Raw genomic sequence first — 13,998 nt, 5'->3', positions numbered from 1 at the left:
TACGGTGGGACTTACGCCGACCAGGTGTCGCGCAGGGTGACGCTGCGGTTGAACACGGGGGCGGCGGCGGTGTGGTCGCGGCGGTCGGCCACGAAGTAGCCGGTGCGCTCGAACTGGAACGACTGTTCGGGTTCGGCGGTCGCGGCAGCGGGTTCGACATAGCCGGTGACGGTGCGGCGCGATTCCGGGTTCAGGTAGTCGCGGTAGGTCTTGCCTTCGGATTCGTCGTCCGGGTTGGGCACCGAGAACAGGCGGTCGTACAGGCGGATCTCGGCGGGCACGGCGTGCACGGCACTCACCCAGTGGATGGTGCCCTTGACCTTGCGGTTGGCGCCTTCCATGCCGGGGCGCGATTCGGGATCGAGCCAGCCGCGCAGTTCGGTGATGGTGCCGTCGGCGTCCTTGATGACCTCGTCGCAGCGGATGATGCCGGCGCCGCGCAGGCGCACTTCGCCGCCGGGCACCAGGCGCTTCCAGCCCTTGGGCGGGACTTCGGCGAAGTCCTCGCGCTCGATCCAGAGTTCGCGTGCGAACGGGACCTCGCGGGTGCCGAAGGCTTCATCCTTGGGATGGTTGGCGAAGGTGAGGGTTTCGGTGTGGCCGTCGGGCAGGTTGGTCAGGACCAGCTTGACCGGGTCGACCACGGCCATGCGGCGCGCGGCGGCGCTGTCGAGGTCTTCGCGCAGGGCGCCTTCGAGCACGCTGAAGTCGATCAGCGAGTTCTGCTTGCTGATGCCGACGCGTTCGGCGAACAGGCGCATGGCGGCGGGGGTGTAGCCGCGGCGACGCAGGCCCTGCAGGGTCGGCATGCGCGGGTCTTCCCAGCCGTCGACGAGCTGTTCGGTGACCAGCGCCATCAGCTTGCGCTTGCTCATCACGGTGTAGTTGATGTTCAGGCGCGAGAATTCGATCTGGCGGGGCTTGGCGGCTTCGCGCGGCAGTCCGCGTTCGACCAGCGGTGCGGTCAGGGCGTCGTCATGGGCGAAGTCGACGTTGTCCACGCACCAGTCGTACAGGGGGCGGTGGTCTTCGAATTCGAGGGTGCACAGGGAGTGGGTGATGCCTTCGAGGGAATCGCCCAGGGCATGTGCGAAGTCGTACATGGGGTAGATCGGCCAGGCATTGCCGGTGTTCTGGTGTTCGACGTGCTTGATGCGGTACAGCGCGGGGTCGCGCAGGTTGATGTTGCCGCTGGCCATGTCGATCTTTGCGCGCACGGTGCGGGCGCCGTCCGGGAATTCACCGGCGCGCATGCGGCGGAACAGGTCGAGGTTTTCGTCGACGCTGCGGTCGCGCCACGGTGAGGGGCGGCCGGGTTCGGTGAGGGTGCCGCGGTAGGCGCGCACTTCTTCGGCGGAGAGGTCGCAGACGTAGGCCTTGCCGTCGCGGATCAGCTTTTCGGCGGCCAGGTAGTAGGCGTCGAAGTAGTCGGAGGCGTGGCGGAGTTCGTTCCATTCAAAACCGAGCCAGCGCACGTCGTCCTGGATGGCGGCGACGTATTCGGGGTCTTCCTTGGCGGGGTTGGTATCGTCGAAGCGCAGGTTGCAGACGCCGGCGAACTCACCGGCGATGCCGAAGTTCAGGCAGATCGATTTGGCATGGCCGATGTGCAGGTAGCCGTTGGGCTCCGGCGGGAAGCGGGTCTTGATGGTCGGGTGCTTGCCGCTGGCCAGGTCCTCACGCACGATCTGGCGGATGAAATCGCGCTTTTCGTGGGTGTCGGCGGTGGCGTCGGTGGGGGCGGCGGTAAGCTCGGACATGATGCGCTGGCGTAAGGCAAAGAGACGCACAGTCTAACGCGTCCGGGTTGGACGTAGTGCCGGCCGCCGGCCGGGGTATGCGCCATCGCATGCGCGCTGCCGCCCCACGGTTGGCTGCGCAAACCGTGGGCCCCTTCTTACCAGCAACCAGACCCCCGCCGCTTCGCGGCCGCCCCCTGACTCAGGGGGCTATCCTCCAGGCCCATACCCGTGAAATGCCTGCCCGGGTTCATGCCTGCGGCGTATGCTGGCCCCAACTTTGCCCGGAGCCCCGCCCATGCACGTGATCTACCAGGCCGACAACCTGTTCGACGCCCATCTGGTCAAGCATGCGCTGGAGGACGCGGGCATTCCGGCATTCGTGTTCGGGGAGCAGCTGCTGGGCGGGATGGGCGAGCTGCCGCTGTTCGGGGTGCTGCGGGTCTGCGTGCCGGACCTGGCGCGGCCGGAGGCGGAGCAGGTGGTGGCGGGGCTGGACTTGGGCAGCCCGCCGGACGACCCCATATTCGACGGTGACGAAAGCGCCGGCCTGTTGCCGGCCTAGGAGACCGCCATGTTGGGGATTGCCAAGGGCTTGCTGGGTATCGGGGCGTTCAAGCAGCGCCTGCCGCGCGCGGACGAGGCGCTGCCGGGGCGGGAGCATGCGCTGCAGCTGCACAACCAGCACTATGTGAACAGCCATCCGCTGAAGGACGGTTTTGCGGGTCTGGAGCGGATCCGTTTTGCGATGGGCTGCTTCTGGGGTGCGGAGCGGAAGTTCTGGACGCTGCCGGGGGTGTATTCGACGTCGGTCGGCTATGCGGGCGGGAGCACGCCGAACCCGACCTATGAGGAGGTCTGTTCGGGCCTGACCGGGCACACGGAGATCGTGGAGGTAGTGTACGACCCGGCAATCATCAGCCTGTCGGCGCTGCTGCAGGTGTTCTGGGAAAACCACGATCCAACCCAGGGCATGCGCCAGGGCAACGACACGGGCACGCAGTACTGTTCGGCGATCCACGCGACCAGCGAGGCGCAGTACGCGGCGGCCGGGGCCAGCCGGGATGCCTACCAGCAGCGGCTGTCCGAAAAGGGCTACGGTGCGATCACCACCGAGATCGAGTTCCCGGCGCCGGAGTACTACTACGCCGAGGATTACCACCAGCAGTATCTGGCCAAGAATCCGAACGGCTACTGTGGCATCGGCGGCACCGGCGTGACCTGCCCGATCTGCGTGGACGCGTGACTTCAGGCATTGGGTTGCACGCAATCCGGTAGAGCCGGGCCCTGCCCGGCTGCTGTTGGATTCAGGCGAACACCCGCAGGCGCAAGGCGTTCCCTGGCTTGGGCCGCCCGGTGCCGGTTTGCGGGGTCGCCGTAAACCCATCCATGGGGGCTACGCGGACGCCATCCATGGCGCCGAGTCCCCCGCAAACCGACCCCGGTCGACCCTCTGACAGTTGGCCGGTGGCCAAGGGAAACGCGGAACCGCTACGCGGTGTCCCGTCGCCGCGTAGGGACACGCCATGCGTGTCTGATTTCCCCACCGCCCACGACCATGTATGGGGGCTGCCCGGCGGCCGCCCCTGCACGTAGAACTGAGGCGCCGCTGTTCGCGCGAATCCAAAAAAAACGGGACGGCTGCAATCACTGCAACCGTCCCGCTTTTGCTTCCGCGTAGAACCGGCTTACAGCCGTTCGCGAATCGTCTGGCGCAATGCTTCCAAGTCCTTCGCAAACGCATCGATACCGGCAGCCAGCTTCTCGGTGGCCATCGGATCGGCAGCCAGGTCGGCGGCGAACTTCGCCGCATCAATCGGCGCGATCGAGACAGACTCCGCCGCACCGGCCACCAGCTTGCGGGGCAGGTCGCCGTGGTCGGCGTCGAGCTTTTCCAGCAGGTCCGGGGAAATGGTCAGGCGGTCGCAGCCGGCCAGCGCTTCGATCTGCGCGGTGGAGCGGAACGAGGCGCCCATCACCACGGTCGGGGAACCGCGGCGCTTGAACTCGGCGTACACGCCGCGCACGAACACCACGCCGGGGTCGGCGTCGATGTTGGCCGGGGCCTGGCCGTTGGCCACGTACCAGTCGAGGATGCGGCCGACGAACGGCGAGATCAGGAACGCGCCGGCTTCGCTGCAGGCCAGCGCCTGGGTCGGGTTGAAGATCAGGGTCAGGTTGCAGTCGATACCCTCGGCCTGCAGCTGGCGGGCGGCTTCCACGCCTTCCCAGGTGGCCGCGATCTTGATCAGGACCTTGCTGCGCGGCACGCCGGCCGCCTCGTACATGGCGATGAACTGGCGCGCCTTGGTCACCGTCGCGGCCGTGTCGTGGGCCAGGTCGGCATCGACTTCGGTCGAGACGCGGCCGGGGACCAGCGTGCTCAGCAGCGTGCCCACGCCCACGGTCAGGCGGTCGGCCACGGCGTGCACCACGGTCTCGCGCTCGCCGGACTGCTCGCGGCCCCAGGCCAGCTCGCGCTCGATCAGCTCGGCATACACCGGCAGGTCCAGCGCCTTCTTCACCAGGGTGGGGTTGGTCGTGCAGTCGACCGGCTTCAGGCGCTTGATGGCGTCGTAGTCACCGGTGTCGGCGACCACCACGGACAGTTCGCGCAGCTGCGCAAGTTTGGACGGGGTTGCAGTACTCATTACGGCTCCTGGAACGTTACCTGGGCCCTGCGCGATGCGCGGCAGGGACGATCAATGCTTGGGCGGATTGTGGACGGCGGTCACCCGCAGGCGCAATTTGCGGCCGCCAGGTGCGTCCCAGTCCATGGTCTGGCCGACCGCCAGGCCGAGCAGGGCGGTGCCCACCGGCGCGAGGATCGAGACCTTGCCCTGGTCGACGTCCGCTTCGCGCGGGTATACCAGGGTCAATTCGTGTTTTTCGCCCTGCAGCTCATCTTCGCACTCGACCCGCGAATGCATCATGACGACGCCCTCGGGCATCTGGTCACGGTCGACGACGGTCGCGCGCTCGAGCTCGTGCGCCAGGGCTTTGCCGGCGGGGCTCTGTTCTACAGCGGGGGATTCAAGCATGGCTTCGAGCTGGTTCATGTCGAAGCTGGAAACGGTGATGGACGGCGGCAGGCCGCTGGCGGTGGACATCTGAAACTCCTGTGGCTTAGGGAAGACCCATGCAAAAGGCGGCGCCTGCTGGCACCGCCCTGGCCTATTGTGCTGCGTATCCGCGGCGGATGCGACTGTCCCGCCCGGGCCGGTTCAGCGGGGCGCTCAGGCCTGCGCGTGCAGGACGCGCGGCGGGGCCGGGTCGCTTTCGTCGCGGTCCAGCGTGAACAGCGCGTCGGGCAGCCGCTTGAACTGCTCGGCGAGCTGCTCCAGGAAGCCGGTCATGGCCGAACTGCGCCGCCAGACCATGGCGATGCGGCGGCTGGGCCGGTCTTCGCCCTCGAAGTCGAGCAGGGCGATGTTGGTCGAGCGCGGGACGGGCGGCTTCACCGAGAGGGTCGGCAGCAGGGTGATGCCGACGTCGGCGGCGACCATCTGGCGCAACGTCTCCAGGCTGGTGGCGCGGAATTCGGACTTCTCGTTGGCGCCGAACAGGCGGCAGACCGCCAGCGCCTGGTCGCGCAGGCAATGCCCGTCTTCCAGCAGCAGCAGCTTCTGGGTGGACAGTTCCTGCACGTCCAGGTGGAGCCGGCGGGCCAGCGGGTGCTGGCCGGACACCGCCAGCAGGAAAGGTTCTTCGAACAGGAACTCGGCGTGCAGCTGGTCGTCGTCCAGCGGCAGGGCCAGCAGCGCCGCGTCCAGGCGCCCGTCGCGCAGGCGGTGCAGCAGCTCGTCGCTCTTTTCCTCCACCAGCAGCAGTTCCAGCTGCGGGAAACGGCCGCGGATGTTGGGGATCACGTGCGGCAGCAGGTACGGGCCCAGCGTCGGGAAGATGCCCAGGCGCACCGCGCCGGCTTCGGGGTCCACGCTGCGCCGCGCTGCTTCCTTCATCTGTTCGATCTCGGCCACGATGACGCGCGCGCGCGCGGCGGCCTCCACCCCGGCCGGGGTCAGCATGACTTTGCGGGGTGAGCGCTCCACCAGCGGCAGCCCCAGCTCATCCTCGAGCTTCTTGATCTGGGTCGACAACGTCGGCTGGCTGACGAAGCAGGACGCCGCCGCCCGACCGAAGTGGCGATGGTCGGCCAGCGCCACCAGATATTTCAGATCACGTAGGTTCATTTCCTTGTACCTCTAAACGGTAATGGACCGGGTGATGGCGTGGTTTACCCAGCAGGCAAAAAGGTCCCCGGCGAACCGGGGACCCTGACGTTTCAGGCAGCTTCGGCGACAGCGCCGCTGCTCTTGGGAACGTTGGTGCGTATCAGGTGATCGAAGGCGCTCAGCGCCGCGGTCGAGCCTGCGCCCATGGCGATGATGATCTGCTTGTAGGGCACGGTTGTGCAATCACCGGCGGCGAATACGCCCGGAACACTGGTCTGGCCACGGTCGTCAATGACCACTTCTCCGCGTGGCGACAACGCCACCGAATCCTTCAGCCATTCGGTATTGGGCAGCAGCCCGATCTGCACGAACACGCCTTCCAGCTCGACCCGGTGCGCGTCGCCGCCCACGCGGTCCTTGTAGACCAGGCCGTTGACCTTCTGGCCGTCGCCCAGAACTTCCTGGGTGAGTGCGCTGGTGATGATGGTGACGTTGCCGAGGCTGCGCAGCTTCCTCTGCAGGACGTCGTCGGCACGCAGCTTGTCGTCGAATTCCAGCAGGGTCACATGCGTCACCAGACCGGCCAGGTCGATTGCCGCTTCCACCCCGGAATTGCCGCCGCCGATCACCGCCACGCGCTTGCCCTTGAACAGCGGGCCGTCGCAGTGCGGGCAGTAGGCCACGCCCTTGTTGCGGTACTGGTCTTCGCCGGGCACGTTCATCTGGCGCCAGCGCGCACCGGTGGACAGGATCACCGACCGCGACTTCAGCGACGCGCCGTTCTCCAGCTTGATCTCGACCAGGCCGTCGTCGCCGGCCGGCACCAGGGCACTGGCGCGCTGCAGGTTCATGATGTCCACGTCGTACTCGCGCACGTGCTGTTCCAGCGCCATGGCCAGCTTGGGGCCTTCGGTTTCCTTGACCGACACGAAGTTCTCGATCGCCATGGTGTCCAGCACCTGGCCGCCGAACCGCTCGGCGGCCACGCCGGTGCGGATGCCCTTGCGTGCGGCGTAGATCGCCGCAGCGGCGCCGGCCGGGCCACCGCCGATCACCAGCACGTCGTACGGTGCCTTGGCGGCGATCTTCGCGGCATCGCGCTTGGCCGAACCGGTGTCCAGCTTGGCCACGATCTGCTCCAGGCTCATGCGGCCCTGGTCGAACACCTCACCGTTGAGGTACACGGTCGGCACGGACATGATCTGGCGCGCTTCGACTTCGGCCGGGAACAGCGCGCCGTCGATCGCCACGTGCTGGATGCGCGGATTCAGCACTGCGGCCAGGTTCAGCGCCTGGACCACGTCGGGGCAGTTCTGGCACGACAGCGAGAAGTAGGTTTCGAACTTGAACTCGCCTTCCAGGCCCTGCACCTGCTCGATCACTTCGGCGGTGGCCTTGGAGGGATGGCCGCCAACCTGCAGCAGGGCCAGCACCAGCGAGGTGAACTCGTGGCCCATCGGCAGCCCGGCAAAGGCCAGGTGGATGTCCTGGCCCGGGGTGGTCAGGGCGAACGAGGGGGTGCGCTCGGCGCCATCGCGGCGCACGTCCAGGCTGATCTGGCTGGAGAGGCTCACCAGGGTCTCGAGCAGCTCCAGCATTTCCTGCGACTTGGCGCCGTCGTCGGCGTGCGCGGTGATCTGGATCGGGCGGGTGACGCGTTCCAGGTAGGTCTTCAGCTGGGACTGGAGGTTGGCATCCAACATCGAAAAACTCCTTGATTCAGGCAAAGGAACTGCGTCGACGTACCGCTACGGTACATCTGGGCGGCATGGGGGAGAACCCAAACCGGCGCGGCGCGCACCGGCTTGGGTTCACCCCCACTCCCGTCGGAACGGGAATGGGGATGGGGTGCTGCTTTAGATCTTGCCGACCAGGTCCAGCGACGGGGTCAGGGTCTTTTCGCCTTCCTTCCACTTGGCCGGGCAGACCTGGTTCGGGTTGGCGGCGGTGAACTGGGCAGCCTTCAGCTTGCGCAGGGTCTCGGAGACGTCACGGGCGATCTCGTTGGAATGGATCTCCAGGGTCTTGATCACGCCTTCCGGGTTGATGATGAAGGTGCCGCGCAGGGCCAGGCCTTCTTCGGCAATGTGCACGCCGAAGGCGTTGGTCAGCTGGTGGGTCGGGTCGCCGACCAGCGGGAACTGGGCCTTGCCGACGGCCGGCGAGGTTTCGTGCCACACCTTGTGCGAGAAGTGGGTGTCGGTGGTGACGATGTAGACCTCGGCGCCGGCCTTCTTGAACTCGGCGTAGTGGTCGGCGGCGTCTTCGATCTCGGTCGGGCAGTTGAAGGTGAAGGCGGCCGGCATGAAGATCAGGACGGACCACTGGCCCTTCAGGGTGGCGTCGGAAACCTTGATGAACTCGCCGTTCTGGTAGGCGTTGGCTCCAAACGGCTTGATCTGGGTGTTGATGAGCGACATCGAATTTCCTCGTGGTGAAGGGGGATGGGTGAAGCGACCAACACAGGTTAGCGGCTTGCTTCCGATAAGGAAAATGCATTGATTCCATCAAATCGATAGGCGTAGTCTATTGAAATGGACTGATCCCCGAATGAACGGTGCGACCGTTTCAGGGCAAAAGGCTTGTGCTGCATGGGTTCCTGGAAAATCGGGGGCGTCAGCGCTGATAGCCATCGCTTATCCGTGTGATTGCCAGGCTGAACAGACTTTCAGGCGGGTGGCCAGGCTGCGACACCGTGTCGCTGTGGTCGGGCGATGCCGCCATTGGCCTACACTGCGCCCCCACCGTCCCCCAGGCCTGCCATGACACTTGCCCCCCAGGAGATCCGCCAGCTGCTCGCCGACGCCGCCCGCGACCTGCCGGGGGTGGAGGGCCGGCATGAGGCTGAGCTGCTGCTGCTGCACGTGCTGGGGCGGGAGCGCGGCTGGCTGTTCGCGCACGCGACGGATCCGGTCGACCCGGCCAGCGCGGCGGCCTTTGCGGGTCTGCTGCAGCGCCGCCTGGCGGGCGAGCCGGTGGCCTACCTGTTGGGCCGGCGGGGGTTCTGGACGCTGGACCTGGCGGTCAGTCCAGATACGCTGATTCCTCGCCCGGAAACGGAGCGGCTGGTGGAGCTGGCGCTGGAGCGGCTGCCGGAGAACACGCCGTTGCGGGTGGCCGACCTGGGCACGGGCAGCGGGGCGATCGCGCTGGCGCTGGCCAGCGAGCGACCGCAGGCGCGGGTGCTGGCGACGGACATGAGCGCGGGGGCGCTGGCGGTGGCGTCCGGGAATGCGCGCACGCATGGGCTGGACAATGTGGCGTTCCGCGAGGGCAGCTGGCATGCGCCGCTGGCCGGGGAGCGCTTCGATCTGATTGCGAGCAACCCGCCGTACATCGCCAGCGGCGATCCGCACCTGGTGCGCGGGGACCTGCGTTTCGAGCCGGCCAGCGCGCTGGCGTCGGGCGACGATGGGCTGGACGACATCCGGGTGATCATCGAGGGCGCGCAGGCACACCTGCTGCCGGGCGGCTGGTTGCTGCTGGAGCATGGCTGGGACCAGGGCGAGGCGATCCGCGCGCTGCTGGACGCGGCGGGGTTCGTGGAGGTCGCCACGGCGGTGGACCTGGAGCAGCGCGACCGGGTGAGCCTGGGCCGACGGCCGGCAACGTTAGAATGATGGACCGCTGCGGTAGGTTGCCGGGCGGGCTGTCATTCCACCTGGAGCTCCGCCCATGCGCACGCTGTATCCCGCGATCACCCCTTACGACGTTGGCAGCCTGAAGGTCGACGACCGGCACACGCTGTATTTCGAGCAGTGCGGCAATCCGCACGGCAAGCCGGTGGTGATGCTGCACGGTGGCCCGGGCGGCGGCTGCAGCGACAAGATGCGGCAGTTCCATGATCCGGCGAAGTACCGGATCATCCTGTTCGACCAGCGCGGTGCGGGCCGTTCGACGCCGCACGCAGACCTGGTGGACAACACGACGTGGGACCTGGTGGCGGACATCGAGAAGCTGCGCGAGCACCTGAAGGTGGAGCGCTGGCAGGTGTTCGGCGGAAGCTGGGGGTCGACGCTGGCACTGGCATACGCGCAGGCGCATCCGCAGTGCGTGACGGAGCTGGTGCTGCGCGGGATCTTCATGCTGCGCCGCTGGGAGCTGGAGTGGTTCTACCAGGAAGGGGCAAACCGTCTGTTCCCGGATGCGTGGGAACACTATCTGGCACCGATCCCGGCGGTGGAGCGGCACGATCTGATTTCGGCCTTCCACCGTCGCCTGACCAGCGACGACGAAGCGACGCGGTTGGCGGCGGCGAAGGCGTGGAGCGTGTGGGAGGGGGCAACCAGTTTCCTGCACGTGGACGCGGACTTCGTGAACAGCCATGAAGACCCGCGCTTCGCGCTGGCGTTCGCGCGCATCGAGAACCATTACTTCGTCAACGGCGGTTTCTTCGAGGTAGAAGAGCAGCTGCTGCGCGACGCGCACAAGATCGCCGACATCCCGGGCGTGATCGTGCACGGCCGTTACGACGTGGTCTGCCCGCTGCAGAACGCCTGGGAACTGCACAAGGCCTGGCCGAAGTCGACGCTGGAAATCAGCCCGGCGTCGGGTCACTCGGCATTCGAAGCAGAAAACATCGACGCGCTGGTGCGCGCGACGGATCGCTTCGCGGGTTGAGTCCGGCCGCACCGGATTGCTTGAAATCGCGGTAGAGCCAGGCCCTGCCTGGCTGCCTGGGATCGCACCGTACCCGTGTCGCCGGGCTCTGCCCGGCTGCTGTTGGATTCAGGCGAAAAGCTCTGGTCTGTGTGGTTTCCCTGGTCAGGGCCGTCGGGTGTGGGTTTGTGGGGGACGCTGCAAGTACGTCCATGTAAGCTCATCGCCGCATCCATGCGGCTCGTGCCCCCTCAAACCCACCCCCGCCGACCCTTCGACAGGTTGTCGCAGGCCACGGGAAAAGCCGGTGTGCCGACCGCTGGTCGACAAGTCGGCCAACGGCCGGCACCCGCGTTTCCCCAGGCCACCGGCCAACTGTCAAAGGGTCGCCCGGGGTCGGTTTGCGGGGGACTCGGCGCCATGGATGGCGTCCGCGTAGCCCCCATGGATGGGTTTACGGCGACCCCGCAAAGCGGCACCGGGCGGCCCAAACCAGGAAGCCGGTGCGCCCACGGCTGTTCGCCAAAATCCAACAGCAGCCGGGCAGGGCCCGGCTCTACCGCAGATCGATTCCCGAGCAATCAACAACGACTACAGCGCAGTCAACCGAGGCTCCAACGCACCAAACACCCGTGCCAACCGTTCGGCCCAGGCGTGCTGCCCAGCCGCATCCGCAATCAGATCCTGCCGGATCTCCAGCTCCACATGCACCAGCCCACGGCCTTCGCCGTGGACCGGCACCGCGTAATCGCTGGTGCTGCTGACCGAGTACGGTTCGTTGTCGCCCACCACCAGATCGCCTTCATCGCGCAACGCCTGCAACAGCGCATGCGCGAACCGCGTGTCGCGGTGGTACAGCACGCCCGCATGCCACGGGCGCTGCATGCCGTTCATCGCCGGAGTGAAGCTGTGCATCATCACCAGCAAGGTCGGGCGGTGCGCGCTCGCGCGCGCTGAAAGTTCCGCCTCGATGCGCGCGTGGTACGGCGCATGGATCGCATCGATGCGCTGCTGGCGCTGCGCATCGGAAAGACCTGCATTGCCCGGAATCACTGTGCCATCGCTCACCTCCGGAATCAGCGTGGGCGACGCCAGTGGCCGGTTGCAGTCGATCAGCAGCCGCGAAAACGTCTGCTCGATCGCCCACGCATCCAACCGCTCCGACAACGCACGCGTGACCCCGCCGATTCCGATGTCCCAGCCGATGTGGCGGTCCATTTCCGCCTGCGGCAGCCCCAGTCCCTGCAGCGAACGCGGCACCCGCTGGCCCGCATGGTCGGCCAGCAACACATACGGCGAAGCGCCCTCCGCCCGATGGATCGTGTAGATCGCCGGATCCTCGCTGCCCAGCAACACCGGCAGCACCTGCTCGCCCGAATCAGCCACGGGGCGTGCCGTCCAGATGGTGTTCGATCATCCACAGGCCCGCCCACAGCTTCGCGTCCAGCTGGTAGCCCTGGCCCATCTTCTCCACCAGCCATGCCGCCGCGCGGGCGCGCGGAATCTCGTGCACCGTGATGTCTTCGCTGGCATCGCCACCGCCTTCGCCCACCTTGCGCAGGCCGGTGGCGCGCACGAACGCGATCTTCTCGCTGCTCGCGCCGGATGAGGTCGGCCCGATCATCAGCACCTCCGCATGTTCCGCGGTCCAGCCGGTCTCTTCCTCCAGCTCGCGCACCGCAGATACTTCAATCGACTCGCCCGCATCGATGTCGCCGACCAGCCCGGCCGGCATCTCGATGGTCCTCGCCTGCAACGGCACCCGGAACTGCTCCACGAACAGCACGTTGTCCTCCTGCGTCACCGCGATGATGATCGCCGCCAGCCCGCCGGCGTGGGTGCGCTCGCTGTACTCCCAGCTGCCGCGCACCACCATGCGCTGGTACTTGCCTTCGTAGACGACCTTCGGGGCTTGCGTGTTGGGACTCATGCGAACTCGCTGGCAGGTGAGGAATGGTCGGACAGGCCGGCCGCCGCGAACAGCCGGCGCCGGGTCAGCGGGCCGAAGCGCAGCGCGTCGCACAGGCCCTGCAGCATCTGCGCGTCGGCGCTGGAACGGCCGAAGTCGGCCTGCGCCGCGTCCAGCGGCGCGTCCAGCGCGATCGTGGTCAGCTGTCGCCACAGCAGCGCGTGCTCGCGCTGCTCGCGCAACCGCACCGCCATCTGCGCCGCGCCGCGCAGGCGCAGGAACGGCACTTCATCAAGGCGTTCGTACAGGACGTCCAGGCTGCCGAAGTGGGCCAGCAGCACCGCAGCCGACTTCGCGCCGACCCCGGTCACGCCCGGGATGTTGTCCACCGCATCGCCGCACAGCGCCAGGTAGTCCGCGATCTGGTGCGCATGCACGCCGTGGCGTGCCTTGACCCCGGCCATGCCCCAGCGCTGGTTGCGCGCGTAATCCCACTGTTCGTCATGCTCGAACAGCAGCTGCGAAAGGTCCTTGTCGGCCGAGACGATCACCCCGCGCATGCCGGCCGGGCGGCGCGCATGCAGGGCGCTGCCGATCAGGTCGTCCGCTTCGTATTCGTGGTGGGCCAGCACCGCCAGGCCAAGCGCGCTGCACAGGGCCTTGCAGTGTGCGAACTGGCGGCGCAACGCCTCCGGCGCCGGATCGCGGTTGGCCTTGTAGGCCGCATACAGCCCATGCCGGAAGCAGCTGTCCAGCGCCTCGTCGAAGGCGATGGCAATGTGCTGCGGGCGCTCGCGCTCGAGCAGGTCGAGCAGGAACCGGGCAAAGCCGTGCACGGCGTTGGTCGGCCAGCCCTGCTGGTCCTGGAACTCGTCGGGCATCGAATGCCAGGCGCGGAAGACGTACAGGCTGGCGTCGACCAGGTACAGCGGCGTGCGCACGGGAGCGAGGTCGGACACTCAGCCCACCCAGTCCTGCAGCAGCGCGGCCGGGTCCGGGCGCTCGCGCTCGGGGACCTCGATCAGCGGCGTGCCGATATGGATGAAGCCGGCGATCCGCTCATGCGCGGCCAGGCCCAGGTGGGCATGCACGGCCGGGTCGAAGGCCATCCACGCGGTCAGCCACTGCGCGCCGAAGCCCAGCGCCTGCGCGGCCTGGAGCAGGGCGAAGCAGACGCAGGCGGCGGTCATCAACTGCTCCTGCTCGGGCACCTTGGGGCTCGGCGTGGGGCTGGCGATGACGGTGATGATCAGCGGGGCGTGCGAAAAACGCTGGCGGTCCTTGTCCACCTGGGCGTCGGAGGCGGTCGGGTCGCGTTCGCGGCTGCGCCGGGCCAGGAACTCGCCCAGGCTGTGGCGGGCGTCGCCGGCAATGCGCAGGAAGCGGAACGGCACCCGCTTGCCGTGGTCGGGCACGCGCACGGCCGAGGCCAGCATCCGCTGCAGGGTCGCCGGGTCCGGTCCGGGGGCGCCCAGTTGCAGGGCGGGGACCGAACGGCGGGCGTCCAGGGCGTGCAGCGCGGGGGAGTCGAGCATGGGGGTCGTGGGTCAGGCGTTGGGAGTGCCCTGAGTATAGT

The 13,998-nt window shown here is 67.5% G+C and carries 14 protein-coding genes; 4 read left to right on the top strand and 10 right to left on the bottom strand.

Annotated elements, in window-relative coordinates; translation table 11 throughout:
* Window positions 1-11: 11 nt before the first annotated feature.
* A complete protein-coding gene (locus HGB51_RS16155) occupies window positions 12-1,760 on the bottom strand; it encodes a glutamine--tRNA ligase/YqeY domain fusion protein (protein WP_070209029.1) in 1,749 nt (582 codons plus the stop codon).
* Between the two features lie 277 nt (window positions 1,761-2,037).
* On the opposite strand from HGB51_RS16155, the gene HGB51_RS16150 reads away from it, so the two are divergent.
* Both HGB51_RS16150 and msrA read left to right on the top strand, forming a co-directional pair.
* Window positions 2,038-2,304: a putative signal transducing protein gene (locus HGB51_RS16150; RefSeq protein WP_070209030.1), complete on the top strand. Its 267-nt coding sequence runs from the start codon at window positions 2,038-2,040 to the stop codon at window positions 2,302-2,304.
* A 30-nt stretch (window positions 2,305-2,334) separates the two neighbouring features.
* Window positions 2,335-2,985, top strand: a complete 651-nt coding sequence (msrA, locus tag HGB51_RS16145) for a peptide-methionine (S)-S-oxide reductase MsrA (protein ID WP_070209032.1) — start codon at window positions 2,335-2,337, stop codon at window positions 2,983-2,985.
* A 442-nt stretch (window positions 2,986-3,427) separates the two neighbouring features.
* Here msrA and HGB51_RS16140 read toward each other — a convergent pair whose 3' ends face one another.
* The 5 genes from HGB51_RS16140 to ahpC all read right to left on the bottom strand — a co-directional run bounded on the left by HGB51_RS16140 (window position 3,428) and on the right by ahpC (window position 8,334).
* Window positions 3,428-4,390 (bottom strand): transaldolase, encoded by a 963-nt coding sequence (locus HGB51_RS16140; protein ID WP_070209500.1) that lies wholly within the window; start codon window positions 4,388-4,390, stop codon window positions 3,428-3,430.
* A 51-nt stretch (window positions 4,391-4,441) separates the two neighbouring features.
* Window positions 4,442-4,849, bottom strand: coding sequence for a nucleoside diphosphate kinase regulator (gene rnk, locus HGB51_RS16135; protein WP_070209499.1), 408 nt, complete (start codon window positions 4,847-4,849; stop codon window positions 4,442-4,444).
* Between the two features lie 126 nt (window positions 4,850-4,975).
* Complete coding sequence (locus tag HGB51_RS16130) at window positions 4,976-5,932, bottom strand: LysR substrate-binding domain-containing protein (RefSeq protein ID WP_070209498.1); 957 nt, start codon at window positions 5,930-5,932, stop codon at window positions 4,976-4,978.
* Between the two features lie 92 nt (window positions 5,933-6,024).
* Window positions 6,025-7,617 carry an alkyl hydroperoxide reductase subunit F gene (gene ahpF / locus HGB51_RS16125; RefSeq protein WP_070209497.1) on the bottom strand — a complete coding sequence of 531 codons (1,593 nt, stop codon included), beginning with the start codon at window positions 7,615-7,617 and terminating at the stop codon, window positions 6,025-6,027.
* A 153-nt stretch (window positions 7,618-7,770) separates the two neighbouring features.
* Window positions 7,771-8,334 carry an alkyl hydroperoxide reductase subunit C gene (gene ahpC, locus HGB51_RS16120; protein ID WP_070209496.1) on the bottom strand — a complete coding sequence of 188 codons (564 nt, stop codon included), beginning with the start codon at window positions 8,332-8,334 and terminating at the stop codon, window positions 7,771-7,773.
* 342 nt (window positions 8,335-8,676) lie between these two features.
* Here ahpC and prmC point away from each other — a divergent pair, with 342 nt between their 5' ends.
* Window positions 8,677-9,534, top strand: a complete 858-nt coding sequence (prmC, locus tag HGB51_RS16115; RefSeq protein WP_070209495.1) for a peptide chain release factor N(5)-glutamine methyltransferase — start codon at window positions 8,677-8,679, stop codon at window positions 9,532-9,534.
* Between the two features lie 55 nt (window positions 9,535-9,589).
* On the top strand, window positions 9,590-10,534 hold the full coding sequence (gene pip, locus HGB51_RS16110; RefSeq protein WP_070209494.1) for a prolyl aminopeptidase: 945 nt from the start codon (window positions 9,590-9,592) through the stop codon (window positions 10,532-10,534).
* A 570-nt stretch (window positions 10,535-11,104) separates the two neighbouring features.
* Here pip and HGB51_RS16105 read toward each other — a convergent pair.
* Genes HGB51_RS16105 through HGB51_RS16090 form a run of 4 tightly spaced genes read right to left on the bottom strand, consistent with a single transcriptional unit; the run spans window position 11,105 to window position 13,957 of the window.
* Window positions 11,105-11,899 (bottom strand): N-formylglutamate amidohydrolase, encoded by a 795-nt coding sequence (locus HGB51_RS16105; protein ID WP_070209333.1) that lies wholly within the window; start codon window positions 11,897-11,899, stop codon window positions 11,105-11,107.
* The gene (locus HGB51_RS16100) at window positions 11,892-12,443 is read right to left on the bottom strand and encodes an NUDIX hydrolase (RefSeq protein WP_070209334.1); all 552 of its coding nucleotides are present in this window, start codon (window positions 12,441-12,443) and stop codon (window positions 11,892-11,894) included. The genes HGB51_RS16105 and HGB51_RS16100 overlap by 8 nt, the downstream gene beginning before the upstream one ends.
* A complete protein-coding gene (locus tag HGB51_RS16095; RefSeq protein ID WP_070209335.1) occupies window positions 12,440-13,381 on the bottom strand; it encodes a 5'-3' exonuclease in 942 nt (313 codons plus the stop codon). Before HGB51_RS16095 ends, HGB51_RS16100 begins: the two co-directional genes overlap by 4 nt.
* Window positions 13,382-13,957, bottom strand: coding sequence for a nitroreductase family protein (locus tag HGB51_RS16090; RefSeq protein ID WP_070209336.1), 576 nt, complete (start codon window positions 13,955-13,957; stop codon window positions 13,382-13,384).
* Window positions 13,958-13,998 lie beyond the last annotated feature (41 nt).

It is taken from the genome of Stenotrophomonas bentonitica (assembly GCF_013185915.1).
GTDB classification, from domain to species: Bacteria; Pseudomonadota; Gammaproteobacteria; order Xanthomonadales; family Xanthomonadaceae; genus Stenotrophomonas; species Stenotrophomonas bentonitica.
Note: the sequence above shows the minus strand (reverse complement) of the source record. Positions and strands in the feature narration are given on the sequence as shown.

Bases quoted from the DNA above. Each gene is read 5' to 3' on its own strand.
- HGB51_RS16155 (WP_070209029.1), bottom strand. From the start codon at position 1,760: ATGTCCGAGCTTACCGCCGCCCCCACCGACGCCACCGCCGACACCCAC.
- HGB51_RS16150 (WP_070209030.1), top strand. From the start codon at position 2,038: ATGCACGTGATCTACCAGGCCGACAACCTGTTCGACGCCCATCTGGTC.
- HGB51_RS16140 (WP_070209500.1), bottom strand. From the start codon at position 4,390: ATGAGTACTGCAACCCCGTCCAAACTTGCGCAGCTGCGCGAACTGTCC.
- rnk (WP_070209499.1), bottom strand. From the start codon at position 4,849: ATGTCCACCGCCAGCGGCCTGCCGCCGTCCATCACCGTTTCCAGCTTC.
- HGB51_RS16130 (WP_070209498.1), bottom strand. From the start codon at position 5,932: ATGAACCTACGTGATCTGAAATATCTGGTGGCGCTGGCCGACCATCGC.
- ahpF (WP_070209497.1), bottom strand. From the start codon at position 7,617: ATGTTGGATGCCAACCTCCAGTCCCAGCTGAAGACCTACCTGGAACGC.
- ahpC (WP_070209496.1), bottom strand. From the start codon at position 8,334: ATGTCGCTCATCAACACCCAGATCAAGCCGTTTGGAGCCAACGCCTAC.
- prmC (WP_070209495.1), top strand. From the start codon at position 8,677: ATGACACTTGCCCCCCAGGAGATCCGCCAGCTGCTCGCCGACGCCGCC.
- pip (WP_070209494.1), top strand. From the start codon at position 9,590: ATGCGCACGCTGTATCCCGCGATCACCCCTTACGACGTTGGCAGCCTG.
- HGB51_RS16100 (WP_070209334.1), bottom strand. From the start codon at position 12,443: ATGAGTCCCAACACGCAAGCCCCGAAGGTCGTCTACGAAGGCAAGTAC.
- HGB51_RS16090 (WP_070209336.1), bottom strand. From the start codon at position 13,957: ATGCTCGACTCCCCCGCGCTGCACGCCCTGGACGCCCGCCGTTCGGTC.